The sequence below is a fragment of the Thermus brevis genome (assembly GCF_026427635.1).
In the GTDB taxonomy this organism is placed as follows: Bacteria; Deinococcota; Deinococci; order Deinococcales; family Thermaceae; genus Thermus; species Thermus antranikianii.
In genome coordinates this window covers 18682-36824 of the sequence record NZ_CP102606.1, presented here as the reverse complement: position 1 = coordinate 36824, position 18143 = coordinate 18682, and the positions used below count along the sequence as shown (strand labels likewise).

General features: G+C 65.4%; 16 protein-coding genes and 2 tRNA genes. 6 read left to right on the top strand and 12 right to left on the bottom strand.

Translation table 11 applies throughout. From position 1 onward, the window contains the following. Positions 1–331: 331 nt before the first annotated feature. Both KQ693_RS00185 and KQ693_RS00180 read right to left on the bottom strand, forming a co-directional pair. A tRNA-Phe gene (locus KQ693_RS00185) sits at positions 332–407 on the bottom strand. 1 nt (position 408) lies between these two features. Beyond that, positions 409–485: transfer RNA gene (locus tag KQ693_RS00180), tRNA-Asp, on the bottom strand. 65 nt (positions 486–550) lie between these two features. On the opposite strand from KQ693_RS00180, the gene KQ693_RS00175 reads away from it, so the two are divergent. Beyond that, entirely contained in the window at positions 551–916 is a 366-nt protein-coding gene (locus KQ693_RS00175) for an SRA domain-containing endonuclease (protein ID WP_267261560.1), read from the top strand. Here the strand turns inward: KQ693_RS00175 and KQ693_RS00170 are convergent. Together KQ693_RS00170 and KQ693_RS00165 are read right to left on the bottom strand one after the other, a co-directional pair. Next, positions 879–1637: a type III pantothenate kinase gene (locus tag KQ693_RS00170; RefSeq protein ID WP_267261559.1), complete on the bottom strand. Its 759-nt coding sequence runs from the start codon at positions 1635–1637 to the stop codon at positions 879–881. The genes KQ693_RS00175 and KQ693_RS00170 overlap by 38 nt on opposite strands. Positions 1638–1642: 5 nt before the next feature. Then, positions 1643–2071 (bottom strand): OsmC family protein, encoded by a 429-nt coding sequence (locus KQ693_RS00165; protein ID WP_267261558.1) that lies wholly within the window; start codon positions 2069–2071, stop codon positions 1643–1645. 48 nt (positions 2072–2119) lie between these two features. On the opposite strand from KQ693_RS00165, the gene KQ693_RS00160 reads away from it, so the two are divergent. Next, on the top strand, positions 2120–3226 hold the full coding sequence (locus KQ693_RS00160; protein WP_267261557.1) for an N-acetylmuramoyl-L-alanine amidase: 1107 nt from the start codon (positions 2120–2122) through the stop codon (positions 3224–3226). Positions 3227–3251: 25 nt separating this feature from the next. Here the strand turns inward: KQ693_RS00160 and KQ693_RS00155 are convergent, their stop codons facing one another. After that, the gene (locus KQ693_RS00155) at positions 3252–4316 is read right to left on the bottom strand and encodes a hypothetical protein (RefSeq protein ID WP_267261556.1); all 1065 of its coding nucleotides are present in this window, start codon (positions 4314–4316) and stop codon (positions 3252–3254) included. A gap of 1 nt (position 4317) precedes the next feature. Beyond that, positions 4318–5094 (bottom strand): serine/threonine-protein kinase, encoded by a 777-nt coding sequence (locus KQ693_RS00150; protein WP_267261555.1) that lies wholly within the window; start codon positions 5092–5094, stop codon positions 4318–4320. Between the two features lie 49 nt (positions 5095–5143). Between KQ693_RS00150 and KQ693_RS00145 the strand changes: the two genes are divergently transcribed. Next, the gene (locus KQ693_RS00145) at positions 5144–5899 is read left to right on the top strand and encodes a patatin-like phospholipase family protein (RefSeq protein ID WP_267261554.1); all 756 of its coding nucleotides are present in this window, start codon (positions 5144–5146) and stop codon (positions 5897–5899) included. Beyond that, positions 5896–6702 carry a signal peptidase I gene (lepB, locus tag KQ693_RS00140; RefSeq protein WP_267261553.1) on the top strand — a complete coding sequence of 269 codons (807 nt, stop codon included), beginning with the start codon at positions 5896–5898 and terminating at the stop codon, positions 6700–6702. Before KQ693_RS00145 ends, lepB begins: the two co-directional genes overlap by 4 nt. On the opposite strand, the gene KQ693_RS00135 is transcribed toward lepB, so the two are convergent. Genes KQ693_RS00135 through KQ693_RS00125 form a run of 3 tightly spaced genes read right to left on the bottom strand, consistent with a single transcriptional unit; the run spans position 6687 to position 9343 of the window. Further along, a complete protein-coding gene (locus tag KQ693_RS00135; RefSeq protein ID WP_267261552.1) occupies positions 6687–7256 on the bottom strand; it encodes a LutC/YkgG family protein in 570 nt (189 codons plus the stop codon). The two genes, lepB and KQ693_RS00135, sit on opposite strands and share 16 nt — an antisense overlap. A 4-nt stretch (positions 7257–7260) precedes the next feature. After that, positions 7261–8643, bottom strand: coding sequence for a LutB/LldF family L-lactate oxidation iron-sulfur protein (locus KQ693_RS00130; protein WP_267261551.1), 1383 nt, complete (start codon positions 8641–8643; stop codon positions 7261–7263). Continuing rightward, a complete protein-coding gene (locus tag KQ693_RS00125) occupies positions 8633–9343 on the bottom strand; it encodes a (Fe-S)-binding protein (protein ID WP_267261550.1) in 711 nt (236 codons plus the stop codon). Before KQ693_RS00125 ends, KQ693_RS00130 begins: the two co-directional genes overlap by 11 nt. Positions 9344–9504: 161 nt before the next feature. Here KQ693_RS00125 and KQ693_RS00120 point away from each other — a divergent pair, with 161 nt between their 5' ends. Beyond that, positions 9505–13983, top strand: coding sequence for a glutamate synthase-related protein (locus KQ693_RS00120; protein WP_267261549.1), 4479 nt, complete (start codon positions 9505–9507; stop codon positions 13981–13983). A 50-nt stretch (positions 13984–14033) separates the two neighbouring features. Here the strand turns inward: KQ693_RS00120 and KQ693_RS00115 are convergent, their stop codons facing one another. Genes KQ693_RS00115 through KQ693_RS00105 form a run of 3 tightly spaced genes read right to left on the bottom strand, consistent with a single transcriptional unit; the run spans position 14034 to position 17115 of the window. After that, complete coding sequence (locus KQ693_RS00115) at positions 14034–14651, bottom strand: response regulator transcription factor (RefSeq protein ID WP_267261548.1); 618 nt, start codon at positions 14649–14651, stop codon at positions 14034–14036. Next, entirely contained in the window at positions 14648–16285 is a 1638-nt protein-coding gene (locus KQ693_RS00110) for a sensor histidine kinase (protein WP_267261547.1), read from the bottom strand. The genes KQ693_RS00115 and KQ693_RS00110 overlap by 4 nt, the downstream gene beginning before the upstream one ends. A gap of 2 nt (positions 16286–16287) precedes the next feature. Next, a complete protein-coding gene (locus tag KQ693_RS00105; RefSeq protein ID WP_267261546.1) occupies positions 16288–17115 on the bottom strand; it encodes a PhnD/SsuA/transferrin family substrate-binding protein in 828 nt (275 codons plus the stop codon). A 143-nt stretch (positions 17116–17258) separates the two neighbouring features. On the opposite strand from KQ693_RS00105, the gene KQ693_RS00100 reads away from it, so the two are divergent. Continuing rightward, entirely contained in the window at positions 17259–18134 is an 876-nt protein-coding gene (locus tag KQ693_RS00100; protein WP_267261545.1) for a 4Fe-4S dicluster domain-containing protein, read from the top strand. Positions 18135–18143 lie beyond the last annotated feature (9 nt).

The window sequence follows — 18143 nt, the reverse complement described above, 5'->3', positions numbered from 1 at the left end:
ATCCCTGGCCAGCTGGGTAGTACCCTGGGGAGCAAGGGGGGAACCTTCCGGGTTTGGGGGAATGCCCGTCAGAAAATAAAGGGAGCCGCGGGGCAGGAATGCCCGGCGCGGCTTGCCCAATACAGCCTTTTGAATTTGCCCCGTAAATTCACCGGCAATACCTTAAGAATGAATGCCTTCAGCGCCGAAAATCTTTATCCTGAATACCCACCCGGAATCCAAAAGGTTTGCTTCAGGTTCCCACCCCCTACAGGGGTAGTGTAGCAAAAAGATGGGAATCTGGGGTAAAAGACAAGGCCGCCCTCGTCTAGAGGACGGCTTGTGTTTCCCCTGGTGCCGAGGGGCGGAATCGAACCGCCGACACTGCGATTTTCAGTCGCATGCTCTACCAACTGAGCTACCTCGGCCTGGCGGCCCCGACGGGACTCGAACCCGCGATCTCCCACGTGACAGGCGGGTGTGTTAACCAACTACACCACGGGGCCTTGGGTTGTTGCCGGGTCGGGGGCGTCCGACCGGGCACTTAGGATGATAGCCGGGGGAAAGGGCGGTGTCAAGCTTAAGCTGGAGCGAGGTCTTCGCCTACCACAGGACCCGCAAGGGCATTGGGGAGCGTAGCCTCTTGGTGGACCGGGGGGAGTCGGGGTACCGGAATGCTTTCTTGCCCGATGGCCGCATCCTCTACCAGGGGGAAGGCAAGCGGGGAAACCAGGAGCCCGTTGGGGGGAACCTTCGCCTGCTTTTGGCCCAGGAAAGAGGCACCCCGCTTAGGATCTTCCTCCGGGAGCGGCCCGGCCTCTGGCGGGACCTGGGGTGCTACCGGGTGGAAGGGCACCGGTACAGCCTTCTCCCTGAGGAGGGTCGGTGGGTGTACTGGTTTACCCTTGCCCCTTGTGAATGCGAAGAAGGCCTTTAAGGGTTAGGTCCTCGTCCACCACGTCAAAGGAAGGGCAGAGATCCCTTAGGGTTTCCGCAAAGCCCCCGGTGGCGATCACCAGGGCTTCCCCGGCTTCCTCCTTGAAGCGGCGTACCATGCCCTCCACCAAGGCGGCATAGCCCAGGACCAGGCCCGAGCGCAGGGCGTCCAGGGTGTTCTTGCCCACCACCTGGGTGGGGGGGACCAGGTCTATGCGGGGGAGCTTGGCAGTCCTGGCCGCCAGGGCATCGGCGGCGGTCTGGGGGCCGATGGTGATGGCCCCGCCCAGGTAGCGGTTGGGGGCCTCCACCAGGTCAAAGGTGGTGGCGGTGCCGAAGTCCACCACGATGTAACGGCCCGTGGGGCTTTCGTAGCCCAAAGCGCCCACGGCGTTCACCAGACGGTCGGTGCCGGCCTCCTTGGGATTATCTATGCACACCTCGAGCCCTGTGGCCCCGGCATCCACCACCTGGGCTTTGATGCCGAAGAGCTTCTCTATGGCCTCCTTCATCTCCCTCTCCACGGGGGGCACCACGCTGGAGAGGAGGGCGGCTTTGGGAGGGGGGAGGTCCTCGAGGGCGAAGAGGTTTTTCAGGATGACCCGGTACTCGCTTTCCATGCGCATCCGATCGGTGTGGATGCGGAAGTGGGCGATGAGCTCTTCCCCGGAGAAGACCCCCAGGACCGTGGAGGTGTTGCCGATGTCTATGGCCAGGAGCATGGCGCTTAGCCTTGGGTCTCTTGGCCTTCTTCCCAGGGCTCCAGCACCACCTTGACGGTGATCTCGGCGTTGAGATTGGCGGAAGCGGAGCAGTACTTGGTGTGGGAGAGGTGGGCGGCGCGCTCCAGGGCTTCCAGGGTCACGTTGGGCCCTGAGGCGATGTGGGTCACGGTGATGTGGGTGTAACGCTTGGGGTGGGTTTCCGCCCGGATGCCCTCCACCTCCACCCGGTAGCGGGCCAGGGGCTGCTTTTTCTTCTTCATGATGTCCACCACGTCGTAGGCGGTGCAGGCCCCTAAGGCCATGAGGAGGAGCTCCATGGGACGGGGGCCGGTGGCGGGCTGGTCCCCGTCGATCATCACCTTGTCCCCTTGCTCGTTCATTCCCAGGAAGCGGTGGCCTACCAGATGGTGGATCACGACCTTCTTCGTCATGAGCCGGATTTTATCAGGCTTTAACCTTTCCCGCTAGAATGGGCGTAGATGCGGGTATTTCTTTTGGTTGGCGTCTGGCTATGGAGCCTGGCTTTAGCTTTTCCCCGCATAGGGGTGCACGAGGGCTTCACCCGCTTGGTCTTTGATCTGCCCTCTAAAGAGGTACAACACACGCTTTCCCAGGAGAATGGCCTTCTGGTCCTGATCCTGAAGGGGGTAAAGGCAGCTCCCTTGGATCAGGTGGTGAACTCTTCCGAGGTGGCTTCGGTGCAGACCCTACCCGAGGAGGGGCAGGTGCGGGTGGTGGTGCGTTTGAAGGGGGCAGTGGAGGCCACGGTGCGCCGCTATTCCGACCCGGAGCGGTTGGTGGTGGACCTGAGCTTGAAAAAGGAGGCCTCCACCCCAGCCAAGCCGGCCCAGGTAAACTTGGACCCGCCCCGCAACCGGCCGCCCAGACCGCCCAAGCCCGTGGTCCTCCTGGACCCCGGCCACGGGGGGGTGGACCCGGGGATGGTGGGGTACGTGGTGGAAAAGGAAGTGGTCCTGGACGTGGCCTTGCGCCTTAAGCGCCTTCTGGAGAAGGAGGGGATAGAGGTGCGCTTTACCCGGGATCGGGATGCGCACCTTTCCCCCGATAAGCGGGAGGACCTTTCCCGGAGGGCAGCCTTGGCCGATAGCTCCCAGGTGAACCTTTTTATCTCCATTCACGTGAACGCTACCCCCACCCGCACTGCCCAGGGGCTCGAGGTCTTCTACTTCGGCCAGGCCCAGAGCTCAGGGGTTCTGGCCCAGGTGATCCGGGAAAACGGCGGGGGGGAGCTGGGGCAGCGCCTGACCCAGGAAGCCCGTACTGTGGCGGAGAGGATTCTTTTTGACATCGTGGCCCAGGCCAACCAGCGCTACAGTCAGCGCTTGGCTGAAACCTTAGGGAGGAAGCTTTCCCAGACCACGGGGAGCCCCTTCCGGGGGACCTTTCCCGGCGACTTCTTCGTGTTGCGGTACGCCAAGGTGCCCGCCGTGTTGGTGGAGATCGGCTTCGGAGACCATCCGGTGGAGGGAAGGCGGCTTGCCGACGCCGCCTACCGGGAGAAGGTGGCCCAGGGGCTTCTTTCGGGCATCCTCACCTTTTTGGCCAACGGGGCCTATGCCCGCTGAGGGTTAGGGAGGGGGAAGGGAACGCTCAGTCCGGCTTGGGATCGGGGCCAGGAGGGCAGGCCTTGAGCCTTAGGGTGGGTTCGGGGTTCCAGGCCACAGGTTTCCAGGTTAGGAAGAGGGCCCGGGGCCTAGCCCTGAAGGGCAACCAGGGAAGACGTAAGGCCTCGAGGCGGTAAGCCAGGGGTCTACCCACCTGTTCCTCCAGGTTCAGGACCAAACCCTCTCCCTGGAAAAGGGAGCGGTAGGAGTACCCGTAGGCAAAAGGGGGATCCAGGGCGCGCAGGGAAGCCAGGGGACCCCCTGCGTACCGGGCTCCTTGGGGGCCGATCCAAAGGCCCTCCAAAACCCCGTCCACCTCCGCCTCCCCCACCAGGAAGGCCCCGCGCCAGGCCCTGAGGTAGTCAAAACCGGGGCGGCGAAGAAGCCGGGCCTTTCCCTGGCTAAGGCCCAGCCAGTCCAAAAGGAGCCCCTCGGAATCCCCCCTGACCTCCAGCCGGCCCACCGCCCCCCTTTCTCCCAGGAAGCGGAGGTAATCGTTCTCGGGCCAGCCGCTACGGTACCCGTAGGCCCAGGGCTGCCCGGGGCGGGCCACCGGAAGGCCCAGAAGGAAGCCGTCAAACCCTCCCGCCCCCTCCACCCGGCCCACCAGGAAAAGAACGCCCTGCCGGTACAAGCCCCCATAGGCGTACCCCTGGCCGGGCAGGGGAAGGCGGAAGGCCCTTTCCCCAAGCAGGTCTAGCACCAAAGCTTCCCAGCCCCCAGGGCCCATATACCCTCCCCAGGCGAAGCGGCCATCCGTTCCCCAGAGGATCCCCTGGCCGCCGGCTTCGGCCCAAAGGGGCTTCCCCTTGGGGTCCAGCCCCACCCGGAGGAGGCTCTTTCCCAGGTGGCCCACGGCCAGGAACCCCTCGGGTGTACGGGCGAGCCCATAGAGGGCGGAGTCCTTCTCCGCCAGGGTGTGGGCTCCCTCCTGGGTCACCACCAGGGCTTGGTGGCCCCCCTCCACCAGGAGCCGCCCCACCGCCATCTCCCCCAGCCCTGCGAAAAGGGCGGAGCCCAGAAGGGTGGAGAGGATCCAGCAGGAAGCCATTTCAGGGGAAGGGAAACCCCTCGAGGGCCTCCTTTGCCGAGGGGAAGCGTTCCTTGGGGGACTTGGCCAGGAGGCGCTCCAGATAGGCCTGCTGCGGAGGGGCCAGGCCGGGGACAGGGGGAACGGGTTCCTGGAGGTGGCCGAGGAGGACCTCCTCCGGCCCACCCACAAAGGGGTGTTCCCCGGAGAGGATCCAGTAGAGGATGATGCCCGCGGCGTAAACATCCGCCTCGGGGCCCGGGCTTTGTCCCAGGACCTGTTCGGGGGCCAGGTAGGGAAGGGTACCCACCCTTAAGGGTTTCTTGAAGGCCTCGAGGGCTGGCCCCGAGAGGTCAAAGTCCACCAGCTTGGCCTCGTCCGTTCCCGCCACGATGATGTTCTCCGGCTTCACGTCCCGGTGCACCAGGCCCGTGCCGTGCATGTGGGCCAAGGCCATGAGGAGCTGGCGGAAGACGTATAAGGCCCGAGGGCGCTCGGGGCGGCGCCCCATCCAGCGCCCCATCTCCTCCCCAGGGGCGTAGGCCAGGAGGAGGGCGGGGCCTTCCTCGAGGTCCAGGCTCTCCAGAACCGGGTTCAGGTTGGGGTGGGAAAGCTGCCTACCCACCCAGAACTCCCGGTTGCGCCTGGCCTCGGCCCCTCTGGGGAAGACCTTGAGGGCGTAAGGGGTGCCGAAGCGGTCGAAGGCCAGGTAGACGGTGGCCAAGGCGCCTTGGCCCAAGGGGCGCACCACCCGGTATCGGTTCAGAAGGACCTTCCCCGCCAGGCTCACCGCCTCCACTATATCCAGCCCTCACCTCTTTCACCCAGAAGCCGTTAGGATTTTTGGCGTGCGCGGTTTGGCGCTTTCCGGTGGGGGGGCCAGGGGGCTTGCCCACATTGGGGCCCTCGAGGTCTTCCTGGAGGCGGGTTTGGACTTCCAGGTGGTGGCGGGGACCAGCATGGGGGCCATCGTGGGAGCGCTTTTCGCCGCGGGCAAGACCCCGGAGGAGATGCTGGTCCTAGCCCGGCGTACTCCTTGGCTTGGCCTTTTGGGCTTCTCCCCCCGGGAGGGGATCTTTTCCCGGCGAAAGCTTCGGGACTTCCTGGCGGAGCACCTTCCCAAGAGCTTTGACGGGCTGAAAAAGCCCCTGGCGGTCACCGCTGTGGACGTGGTTTCGGGGAGGCTTCTTTTTCTCATCCAGGGGGATCTGCTAAGCGCCATCCTGGCCTCCGCCGCTTATCCGGGGCTTCTTGCCCCGGTGGAGCGGGAGGGGCAGCTCCTCTTTGATGGGGGGGTCTTGGACAACCTGCCGGTGGACGCCGCCCGCCTTTTGGGGGCCACAGAGGTCTGGGCCGTGGATGTAACCCCGGAGCGGGAGGTGGCAGGGGCTCCCAGGGGCCTTCTGGCCCTGGCCCGGCGGGCGGTGGACCTCATGCAGCTCCACCTCACCTCGGTCCGCCTCACCCTGTATGCCCCTGAGGTGTACGTGCGGCCCAATCTGGCTGGGGTGGGCATAGAGGACTTCCGCCGGCTGGAGGAGATTGTGGAAGCAGGGCGCAAGGCGGCAAGGCAAGCGATAACGGGTAGAGTGGGAGGAGTATGAAGGCGTTTTGGGACTATCTTTTCAAGGAGTGGTTCCGCCAGGTGGGGGAAGCCCTTCTGGTGGCGTTTTTGGTCACCACCTTTGTCTTCACCACCGTGGGGGTGGTGGGGCAGAGCATGTTTCCCACCCTGCAAAACGGGGAGCGGGTCTTGGTGCCCAAGTGGGAAACCTGGTTGGTGCGCTTCGGCCTGATGGGGTGGCGAAGGGGGGAGATCGCCATCCTGAAGCCTCCGGAAGGCACTCCCAACGCCACCGCCCGCTTTCCCATCCTGGGATTTAGCTTCAGGGCCTTCTTCATCAAGCGCATTGTGGCGGTACCCGGGGACGAGGTCTATGTGGAGCGGGGGGTGGTGTACATCAACGGCAAGCCCCTAGACGAGAGGCACATCACCGACCGCATCGCTCCCTGGCCCGACTCCTACCCCGGGGTGTGCTACAAGGACGGGCGCATGACCCGAATCCTCACCCAGCAAGGGGATTTCCCCGTGGAGCTTCTTCCCGCCTACTTGAAGCCTCTAAAAGAGATGCTTCTGCCCCCTTCGCAGGAGGTCCTGGCCCGAAGCCGCCTCGCCGAGGCCTGCGAGGTGGGGAAAATCCGCCTCAAGAAGGGGTACTACTTCGTCATGGGGGATAACCGTACCCTGGGGGGTTCTGAAGACTCCCGCACCTTTGGCCCGGTGCCCTTGGAGGCCATCGCCGGCAGGGCCAGCTTCGTGTGGTGGCCCATTTTCGTGCGGAAAGAAGGGGGGATTCGCCTGAACCTGAGGAGGCTTTCCCCACCGCCCGCCTACCAGGTGCCCTGAAGCACAGCCACCACCAACCGGCCGGGGCCGTGCACCCCTTTGACCATCACCTGGCCGATGTCGGCGCTTTTGGAGGGGCCGGAGTGAAGGCCTATGGCGCTGGGAAGGGATTTTAGGTCCAAAAAGGCCTCGAGGAGGCTGGGATAAACCCGCTCTTCCTCCACCAGGACCAGGTGAACGGGGGGTAAGAGCTGGGCCCTCCTGCCATCCTCCGAGGAAAGGGCCACGGTACCCGTTTCCGCCACGGCGAAGAGGGCCCGGGAAACCCCTAAGGGGGCCTCTTTGGGGGGAAGCTCCGGCAGGAGGCGGAAGGCATCGGGTACCCCTTTGCCGTAAGCGGCCCCGGGAAGTCCATGGGCCAGGTCGGCAAGAAGCTTCCTGGCCCCTTCCTTATCCACGAGGTGGCCTTCAGCCCCGTTCTCCGCCAGGCGTTTTAGGAAAAGCTCCAGGGGATCTTGGGAAAGGGCCGGGTGGGGATGCTCGGGGAGAAGGGCCTTGGGCCTTTCCTTAAGGGCATGCCGTATGCGGCTTAGGATGCGGGATTTGGCGTCCATGGCCTTACTCCTTGAGTTCCTGCCAAAGCTCGTGGAAGGGCTTGGGGCTGGGCCGTAAGGGACCCCGTCCCTCGGTCCAGGCCCTGAGAAGGGGAAGGAGGTCCTGGGGCAGGGGGAGGCCCCTTAGGGCCTTGGAGAAAAGCCGGTAGAGGCTTGGGCTTTGCATCACCTTGGAAAAGGCCTGCATGGCACCTTTTTCCCAGGTGGGGGCGAGGCCCCGCTCCACCGCCCGGTGCCGCCAGGTGAGGAGAAGCTTGGGGATGGGGATTTTCACCGGGCAGGCTTCGTAGCAGGCTCCGCAGAGGGTGGAGGCGTAGGGAAGGGGGTAGGTGTCCTCGAGGCCCAGGAGCCCGGGGTCCAGAACCGCCCCGATGGGCCCCGAGTAGACGTAGCCGTAGGGGTGCCCCCCGGTCTGGCGGTAGACGGGACAGGCGTTCAGGCAGGCCCCGCAACGGAGGCACCGCAAGACCTCCCAGGCCTCGGGGTCGTGGAGAAGGGTGGTGCGGCCGTGGTCCACCAGGACCACGTGGACCTCCTTAGGCCCCTCCTCTCCCTCCTTCGCCGGGCCCTGGATGAGGGAGACGTAGGTGGAAAGCCGCTGCCCCGTGGCGGCCCGGGCGGTGAGGGGAAGGAAGAGGGCCAGGTCGGCGAAGCGGGGGAGGAGCTTTTCGATTCCCACAAAGGCCACGTGCACCCTGGGGAGGCTGGTGGAAAGGCGGATGTTTCCCTCGTTCTCCATGAGGGCCAGGGTGCCGGTTTCCGCCACCAGGAAGTTGGCCCCGCTGATGCCCAGGTCGGCGGTGAGGAAGGCTTCCCGCAAGACCTTCCTGGCCACGGCGGCCAGGGCCTCGGGGGAGGCATCCAGGGGGGTACCGAAGCGCTGATGGAAAAGCCTTTGGATGTCGGGAAGGGCCAGGTGGATGGCCGGGCCTACGATGTGGCTTGGAGGTTCCCCCAGGAGCTGGATCAGGTATTCCCCGAGGTCGGTTTCGTACACCTCCACCCCCAGGGACTCCAGAAGGGGGTTCACCCCCAGCTCCTCCGTGAGCATGCTCTTGGCCTTCACCGCCCGCTTCACCCTGTGGCGGGCCACGATCTCCCTCAGGATGCGGTGGGCTTCCTCGGGGTCTTCCGCCCAGTGCACCCGGACGCCCTTTTCCTGTAGCCGCTTTTCCGCCAGCTCCAGGTAATGGTCCAGGTGGGTGAGGAGGTGGTCCTTGACCCTCCTGGCCCTTTCCCGCCAGGCCTCGGCGTCGATCTCCTGGTAGGCCCTCTTGCGGCCTTCCTCGAAGTGCAGGGTGGCTCCGGTGACCGCCTCCCGCACCCCGGGGTGTTCCCTTAAGAGCCTGGCGGCTTCCTTGGGGTAGAGCTTGGCCTTAACCTGCATACGCCTCCCATAGAAGGGTGGCCAGGGGAACCACCCGCATGTTCCTTCCCTGCTTGCCCATGCGCCCGGTTAAGTGGAGGAGGCACCCGGCGTCCGTGGAGGTGAGGGCATCCGCCTTGGGCAGGGTAGAGATCTTGCGGTCCGCCATGGCCAGGGAGACCTCGGGAAGCTTCACCGAGAAGAGCCCCCCAAACCCGCAGCACTCCTCCGCCGCCTCCCAGGGGAGGATCTCCGCCCCGCTGTTTTTCAGGAGCAAGAGGGGTTCCTCCTTGACCCCAAGCTCCCTTAAGGCGTGGCAGCTGTGGTGGTAGGCTATGGTTTTCCCCTGAAGCCCCTTCCCCAGCTCGGTCACGCCCAGCACCCGCACCAGGAACTGGGATAGCTCGTAGGTCTTCTCCGAAAGCCTAAGGGCCTCCCCGTCCCCGGGAAGAAGCTCGAGGTAGTGGTTTTTCACCATGCTGGCGCAGCTTCCCGAGGGCAAGACCACGTACTCGGCATCCTGGAAGATGCCTACGGTCCGCTGGGCCAGGGACCGGGCCTCGTTCCAGTGGCCGGCGTTGAAGGCAGGCTGGCCGCAGCAGGTCTGCTCCTTGGGGAAGTCCACCTCCACCCCTAAGGCCCTCAGGAGGCGTACCGTGGCCACCCCCGCTTCCGCGTAGAACTGATCGGCCAGGCAGGTGATGAAGAGGGCTACCCGCATTTGCCCCTATACTAACGGCTTGGCCGGGCCAGGGGGGTTGGACCGCCCGCGGGGGTTGGAAGAAACGCCTTGACCCTACCCCCCGGGGGGTGTATAATCCTAGGAACGACGTGCATACCTTTGCCTACACCAAACCCCTAGCGTAAAGAAGGAGCCCCAAGATGACCTGGAAGGAAGCCTACCCGGATATCCCCCTAGGCCAGGATGCCTGCGGCATCATCGCCATGGCGGAGAAAAGCGGCAAGCCCTCCCACCGGATCGTGCGGAGGACCCTGGAAAGCCTTTACCGCATGGCCCACCGGGCAGGGGCCATCCGGGGAGAAGGGGATGGGACAGGCATCCAGACCGATATCCCCCGGGAGCTATGGGCCCGCTTCCTGGAGGAGGCGGGGCTCGAGCCGGAGCTGGCCTTTAACCCCCGCTTCTTCGTGGGGCACTTTTTCCTGCCCAAAACCGAGGCGGGGCGCCTCGAGGAGTTCTACGAGCTCCTGAGGCGGGAGGGCCAGCCCCTTGGGGTGCGCCCGGTCCTCTTCCGCCGAGGGGAGGTGGTGAGCGAGGTTCTGGGCCCCGTGGGCCGTCGCACGGAGCCTATCTTCCTCCAGGTGGCGGGGCTCAGCCCCGATGGGGACGGTCCCCTGTGGGAGCTGGGCCTGAGGCTCGAGGCCAGCTTCCCCGTCCACGTGGTTTCCCTTTCCACCTACAGCGTGGTCTACAAGGTGCGGGGGGCGGCGGAGCTTTTGAAGCGCTACTACCCCGAGCTTTCCCGCCCCGAGTTCAAGAGCGCCATTGCCCTTGGGCACAACCGCTACTCCACCAACACCCTCTCCACCTTCGAGCAGGTCCAGCCCTTTGGCCTTCTGGGTCACAACGGGGAGATCAACACCATCGAGCGCCTCAGGCGGGAGCTGGATTACCTGGGCATCCCCCGCACCGGGGGCTCGGACTCCCAGGACCTGAACCGCATGCTGGAGGGGCTCATCTACCGCTACGGGCTTTCCCTGCCCGAGGCCATGGACCTGGTCTTCCCCCCTGTCCTGGGGGAGGTGAAGGGGCTCGCCCCTGAGCTTCAGGACCTGTACCTGGCCCTGCGCCAGCGCTTTGGCCCCCTGGCCCAGGGGCCTGCCGCCATCGTGAGCCGCCACCGGGACGAGGCGGTCTTCGCCACCGACGCCATGGGCTTGAGGCCCCTCTGGCAGTTCGAAACGCCTTACGAGATCGTCTTCTCCTCCGAAAGGGGGGTTTTCAACGCCGAGGAGTTCGTGGGTGAACCCAAGCCCCTGGCTCCCGGGGAGAAGGTTTACCTGCGCCTGACCCCGGAGGGCCCCCGGGTCCTTCCCTTTGACCGCCACCAGCGCCTGGTGCTGGAGCGGATCGCCGCCCGCACCCCGGTGGCGGGGTACCGGGTCCACCTTTCGGGGCCCATCCGCCAGGCTCCGCCCCCCGTGGCCGGGGGGAGCGAGCCCCAGGTGGAGGAGAGGCCAGCCCCGCCCCCGTTGGGCTTGGAGCGAGCCTTCGGCTGGGACCGGTGGGATGGAGCTTACCTCGAGGCCCTGGCCAAGACCGGCAACGAGCCCATCGGCTCCCTGGGCTACGACGGTCCCCTGGCCGCCTTGAACCCGGAGAAGCCCAACCTCTCCGAGTTCTTCAAGGAGACCGTGGCGGTGGTGACCAACCCGGCCATTGACCGGGAGCGGGAGATCGAACACTTCTCCACCCGCACCCTCCTGGGCCGGCGCCCTCTTCCCGACGGACGGGGTGGGGGAAGGGTGGAGGAGCTTCTTTTGCCCATCGTCTTGGAGGAGGACCAGGGCCTTGCGGAAGGCTTCGGCACCCTGACCCTGGCTGAGGTGAAATCCCGCTTCAAGACCGCCACCCTCGTGCCCCAGTTCGGTGTGGAGGAGGGGCTTCTTCTTGGGCTTAAGCGCCTGGAGGAGGAGGCGGTTAAGGCGGTGGAGGAAGGGGCCGAGGTCCTCATCCTCTCCGACCGGGGGGCCTTCCAGGGTGGGATCTGGATCGATATCGGCCTGGCGGTGGCGGCGGTGAACCGGGCCCTCATGAAGCGGGATGCCGAGGGGATCGCCCTGAGGCGGCGCACCTCCATCCTGGTGCACTCCGGAGGGGTGAGGAACCTGCACGACGTGGCCTTCCTCCTGGGCCTGGGGGCGGAGGCGGTGGCCCCCTGGCTTCTTGAGGAAAAGGCCCGGGCCCTGGAGGGGAGGAAGGGGGTGGCCAACGTTCTCGAGGCCCTGCGCAAGGGCCTGGAGAAGGTCATCTCCACCATGGGCATCCACGAGCTTCGGGGCTACGGGAAGATCTTCAGCGCCATCGGGCTCAAGCCGGAGCTGGCCGACTACTTTGGCACCCGAAACTTCCTGGGTTCGGAGACCGGCGGATACGGCTTTTTGGAGCTGGAGCGCACCCTTTTGGAGCGGGAGGGCTTCTTCCGGGCGGAGAAGGTCATGCCCGCCAAGGACTTCCGCTTCAACCCCAGGATCTACAAGGCGGCCCAGGAGGTGGCAAGCGGCCAGGCCCCTTATAGCCACTTCCAGGAAAAGGTCCGCTCCTTGGAACGGGAAAGCCCGGTAGCGGCCAGGCAGCTTCTGGAGGTGCGCTTCCCCGAAAGGAGCGAGGTTTCCCCCGAAGAGGTGGACCTTTCCGTGGGGGGCCACTCCCTGCCCTTCCTGATCAGCGCCATGAGCTTCGGTTCCCAAGGGGAGGCCTCCTTCCGCGCCTATGTGGAGGCGGCCAAGCGCCTCAACATGCTCTGCATCAACGGGGAAGGTGGGGAGATCCCCGATATGCTGGGCAAGTACACCCACTGGCGCGGCCAGCAGGTGGCCTCGGGCCGGTTTGGCGTCCACGCCTACATGCTGAACTCCGCCACGGTCATCGAGATCAAGATCGGCCAGGGGGCCAAGCCGGGGGAGGGAGGGCACCTGCCGGGGAAGAAGGTTTCCCCCAAGGTGGCCGCTGCCCGCAACGCCGTGCCTGGGGTGGACCTCATCAGCCCCTCCAACAACCACGACCTCTACTCCATCGAGGACCTGGCCCAGCTCATCGAAGAGCTGAAGACGGTGAACCCCAAGGCCCTGGTTTCCGTGAAGGTGCCCGTCATCCCCGGGATCGGCACCATCGCCGTGGGGATCGCCAAGGCGGGGGCGGATGTCATCACCCTCTCGGGGTTTGAAGGGGGGACGGGGGCGGCCAGGCTCCATGCCCTCAAGTATGCGGGGCTTCCCGTGGAGATCGGGGTGCGGCGGGCCCACCGGGCCTTGGTGCGGGCCGGGCTTCGCGACCGGGTGGAGATCTGGGCGGATGGTGGCCTTAAGACCGCCTACGATGTGCTCCGGATGGTCCTTCTGGGGGCGGACCGGGTGGGCATGGCCACCATGGCCATGGTGGCCATCGGCTGCACCATCTGCCGGGGATGCCAGCTGGATACCTGCCACGTGGGCATCACCACCCAGATCGAGACGCTGGAGGAGGCTTTGGCCCACGGGCTAAAGCGCTTCGTGCCCCAGGACCTGGACCGGGCGGTGGAGCACCTCACCCGTTTCTTTGAGGCCAAGGGGGAGGCCCTAAGGGAGCTGGTGGCCGCCTTGGGGGCCCGCTCCCTTCGGGAGCTCAGGGGCCGGGTGGACCTCCTCTACCAGCGGGACCACCTGGAGGAGCTGGACCTTTCCTACTTCTTCCTGCCCGTGGAGGAGCCCGAGTGGCTTAAGGACACCTCGGCCCATGTGCTCAGGAAACCCTTGAACCAGCTCACCCGCACCATCACCGAGGTGGTGATGGGGGCTTATGGGGAGGGAAGCCGCAAGCTGGTCTTCCAGGAGGGCCCGGTGAACTCCACCGACCGCGCCCTGGGGGCCCACCTGGCAGGGGAGATCGCAAGAAGGCGGCTTTACGGCAAGGGCTTTGACGCCGAGGTGGAGCTCCGCTTTGATGCGGGAAGCGTGGCTGGGAATGGCCTGGCGGCCTTTAACCTCGAGGGCATGAAGGTGGTGGTGGAAGGAGGTGCCCAGGACGGGGTGGCCAAGAGCGCCTTTGGGGGCACCGTGGCCATCCTCAAGGGCCGGAATCCCTACGGGGCCTATGTGGATGGCTCCGTGGGCAAGAGCTTCGCCTACGGGTCCATTGGAGGCCTCCTCATCGTGGAGGGGGTGGCGGATAGCCGCTTCTGCATCCGGCTTTCCGGGGCGGATGTGATCCTGGGTGGGGAGCCGGAAAGGCCCCTGAGGGACGAGCTCGGCAACCTGGCCGCCCGGGCCCAGGCCAAGGGGTTTGCCTTTGAGTACATGACCCGGGGGCGGGCCCTGGTCCTGGGGGACCCCGGGCCCTGGATCTGCTCGGGCATGACCGGGGGGCGGGTCTACCTCCGTCACTGGCCGGAGATGGGCCTCACGGAGGAGGCCATGAAGCGCCGCCTGGCCAAGGGGGCCAAGGTGGCGGTGAAGCCCCTGGACCTGAGGGGGATAGAGGATGTGCGGGAGCTTCTTTCCGCCTACATCCGGGTCCTCAAGGAGGCTAAGCGGGAGGAGAAGGCGGCCCGCCTGGAGAAGCTTCTGGAGGATCCCGCCCAGCACTTCCGCATGGTGGAGCCCGTGAGCCAGCAGGTGGAGCAGGGGGTGAGCACGGAGTAGGAGTACCCCACCCTGCCCTGGGCGGGGTGGGGGCCTCGAGGCCATTACCATTACACAAGCTTTTCCTCTACCGCCCAGCGTACCAGCTCGGCCCGGCTTCTCAGGCCGAGCTTTTCCGCTGCCCGTTCCCGGTAGGTGGCCACGGTCTTTTCCGAGATGCCCATGGCCTCGGCGATCTCCTTGTAGGAAAGGCCCTGGGCCAGATAGCGGACCACCATGAGTTCGCGCTCCGTGAGGACCTCTGGCCCCGGCTTGCGGACGGTTTGGGCCTGGATCATGCGGTAAAGGAGGTTCTGCGGCAGGTAGTGCTCTCCTCGGGCCACTGCCAACACGGCATCCTCCAGTTCCCGCTCGATGGCGTCCTTGGGCAGGTACCCGGAGCCCCCGGCCTGGAGGAAGCGTTCCGCATACTCCGGTTCCGCATACATGGACAGGGCCAGGAGCCGGGCTTCGGGGTAAAGAGCCTTCAGCTTTTCCGCCACCTGGATGCCGTCCATGTCAGGCAGGGCGATGTCCAAGATCACCACCTGGGGCCTGGCTTGGGGGATCTTCAGCAAGGCCTCCTGGCCTGTTTCCGCCTCGCCCACGATCTCCACCTTTCCTTGCAACAGGTAGCGCATCCCTGCCCGCACCACGGGATGGTCGTCCACCAGGAAAACCCGGATCACGCCTTCACCTCCTTTAAGGGAATGCGGGCGTAGAGGGTGGTGCCAAGCCCCTGGAGGCTTTCCATCTGGAACCGGCCTCCTAGGAGTTCTATCCTCTCCCGCATACCCAGGATCCCCAAGCCAGGCTGGACCTGCGGGGGGAAGCCTTGGCCGTCGTCCTCCACCACCAGGTTGATCCCCTCCTCTTCTTGTTGCAGGACAACGGAAACCTGCTTTGCCTTGGCATGGCGGGCCACGTTGGTGAGGGCCTCCTGTACGACCCGGTAAAGGGTGGTTTCGTGGGTTTCCGGCAACCGCCCCTTTAGGCGGCAAAGGAGGTTGACCCGGATCCCCGTTCTCTCCTGGAACTCCTCGGCCATGCGTTTCAAAGCGGCCTCGAGGCCCAGGGTGTCCAAGGCGGAGGGGCGCAGGGAGCGGGAGAGGTGGCGTACATCTTGGATGGCGCTTCGCACCAACTCTTGCAGGGCGGGTACCGCCTCCAGCCGCCCCTCCTTCACCGCTCTTAGGCCCAGGTCGATGCCCGTAAGGACCTGGCCTATCTGGTCGTGAAGATCGCGGGCGATGCGCGCCCTTTCCGCTTCTTGGGCCTGAATAAGGGCCTTGAGGAGCTGGGAACGCTCCTGATCCCTTTCCTTTAGGGCCTGGGTGTACCGGGCCCGGTGTAGCCCGGCCTCGATAGGGGCTTTGATGGCCTCCCGGAAGGCCTTGGGGGCTTCGGCGTTCAGGTAGAGGCGGGCTCCGGGAAGTTCCAGGGTGTGGTAGAGCCCCTGCGCGCCTTTCCGTAGGAGGCAGTCCCTCTCCTCCTGGTAGGGGCAGAGAACCTTACCCACCCGCACCTCGCCCAGCCAGGCCTCCCCGCAACGGAAGAGTCCGCTTTGGGCCAGGGCTTCCAGGGCGTTGTGCAGCACCTCTTCCGGGGTTTCCGCCCGGTTCACGGCCTCCGCCACCTGGTTCAGGGTGGAAAGCTCCTGTTCCCGTCGCTTCACCCCTTCCCGGTATGCCACCAGAGCCTGGTGGAGGACCCTTAGTTCCCCACCGGGATCGGGGAGGACTGCCTCCCGTCCCTCTTGCCAGGCCCGCACGCCTTGGACCAGGGCCTCGAGGGGCTTAAGGAACTGATCCGCCGCACGGCTCACCAGGAGGAAGGCCAAAGCGGCCACCCCTAGGGCCAGCCAGGCGCCCAGGACCAAAAGGTGGGCCAGCTTCTGCCAGAGGGGGGTTTCGGGAAAGGCCAAGGCCAAGGCACCCACGGAGCCATCCCCGATGGGGCTACGGTAAAGCCTATAGATTTCCCCTTGGAAACGGAAGCGACCCTTTAGGGTTTTTAGATTCAGGGGAAACCCGCCCGGGAAGGTGTGCACCAGCACCTCCCCCTTGGGGCCTAGGACAAACCCCAGCACGCCTTCTCCCTCCAGGGACTCCAGCTGGCGGAAAACGGCATAGAGGTCGTTGAGCAAGAGGTCTTCTTCCAGCTGCCGGGCCAGGTAGAGGGTCTGGGCTTTGCCCCGGGCCTCGAGGCTGGCCTCCAGGCCTGTCTTCACCAGGAAGAAAGCGGTTCCTCCAAGCCCGAGCCCCAGGAAAAGCATGCCCAGAGCGAAGGTCGCCAGCAGGCGCGCACGGAAGCTTCCCTTCATGACTAGAACTCCAACAGGAAGCGGCGATACACGGCGTCGCTAGCGGGAGCGAAGCCGGCTATTCCCGCTTCCGGAAGCTGTCCAGCTTCCTCCAAGCGTTTTAGGATCTCCCGCTTGAGCTCAGGGGTTATACCCTTCCGCACCACCACGGGCGGGGGTGGGTCCTCGGGTCCTTCCCAGATGACCCGGATCTTTTCCTTGAGCCCGGCGTCCTTTCGTATCAGGGCGTCCAGCACCATCCCGTCCACCGCTGCGGCCTCCACCAGGCCCCGGATCACGGCCTCCACCGCCCGGTCGTGGGCGTAGGTGAAGAGGATCTTGCCCAGAAAGATCTCCGGCCGATAGCCCCTCCTCTTGAGCTCCCGGATGGGGCGGAGGTAGCCCGTGTTGGATAAGGGGTCCACAAAGGCCATGGTGGCTCCCGCCAGATCCCCCAGGCTTTGTCGGTCCGAGGTGGCCGGCACGATGACCACGCTGCGGTACCGGGTCCAGCTTGCGGGCACCGACCGGGCGATGACCTCCCCGTAACCCTCCGCTACCGCTTTGGCTGCGGCGAAGGTGCATAGGAAGGCCATGTCCACCTGGCCCTTGTGCAGAAGGTCCAGCACCTCCCCGTACCCCCTTCGCCCCAATACCGTGGCCTGGGGCCAGAGGGTGTGGGCCAGGGTCCAGTAGGGGTAGCTCCTTTTGGGGGAGAGGATGCCCGCCACGGCGATGCGCAGCGGGGCTTCTTCCTCGAGGCGGATGGGGGGAAGGGGAGCCAAGGGCCCGGCTTCCGGGATCCGGGCGCAGCCCAGGAGGAGAAACACCAGGGGCCAGATTCGGGCCATGTCTTTAGTATGCCCAGGCTTGCCCGTGACAAAGGTCCCAGAGTTTGTAGGTGTTTTCCCGAGGACACCCGTCCGGGCGGGTTGTCGGAGAAACGCCGATGAAGACCGCATTTGGTTTTCCTAACCTGGCCGTGGAGGTGGGTATGAACGAGGTGGAAAGCCGCAGGGCCTTTCTGGAGAAGGTGGCCTCCACGGTCTTCGCCGGCATGGTGCTGGGGGGTCAGCCGGTGAAGGCTGGGGCCGAACCTTCCAAGGTGGAGCTGCCCCCAAGACCCCCCGATGGGCCCATCCTGCCCGAGCTGGAGTATGAGGATGTTCTTTTGCGCATGCAACGGGATCTGGAGCGGGCCCTGAACAAGGGCACCACTCCCAAGTGGGTCATGGTGATCGACACCCGCAAGTGCGTGGGTTGCCACGCCTGCACCATCTCCTGCGCCGTGGAGAACAAGCTCCCCCCTGGGGTGGTCTACCGTCCTGTGGTGGAGGAGCAGGTGGGTGTTTACCCACAGGTGACCTGGAAGTTCCTGCCCCGGCCTTGCATGCAGTGCGACAACCCTCCTTGCGTTCCCGTCTGCCCGGTGGGGGCTACTTGGAAGCGGGAAGACGGCATCGTGGAGATCGACTACGACGCCTGTATCGGCTGCCGCTACTGCCTGGTTTCCTGCCCCTACCAGGCCCGCACCTTCGACTTTGGGGAGAATTGGACGCAGGATACCCCGGGCCAGGGGCAGATGCCCTACGAGGAACTTCCCACATTTGAGTGGGGTGAAGTTCACGTGCGTAAGGAAGGGGTGGCCCCCGGTAGCCCCGTGGGCAACGCCCGCAAGTGCAGCTTCTGCTTGCACCGCATCGAGCACGGGCTCTTGCCCCAGTGCGTGGCCACCTGCATCGGTCGGGCTACCTTCTTCGGGGATGCCTCCGATCCGGAAAGCCTGGTTTTCCAGCTTATCCACCAGCCCAATGCCATGCGGCTTAAGGAGGAGCTGGGTACGGAACCCAGGGTCTACTACCTGGTGTAAAGGAGGGCA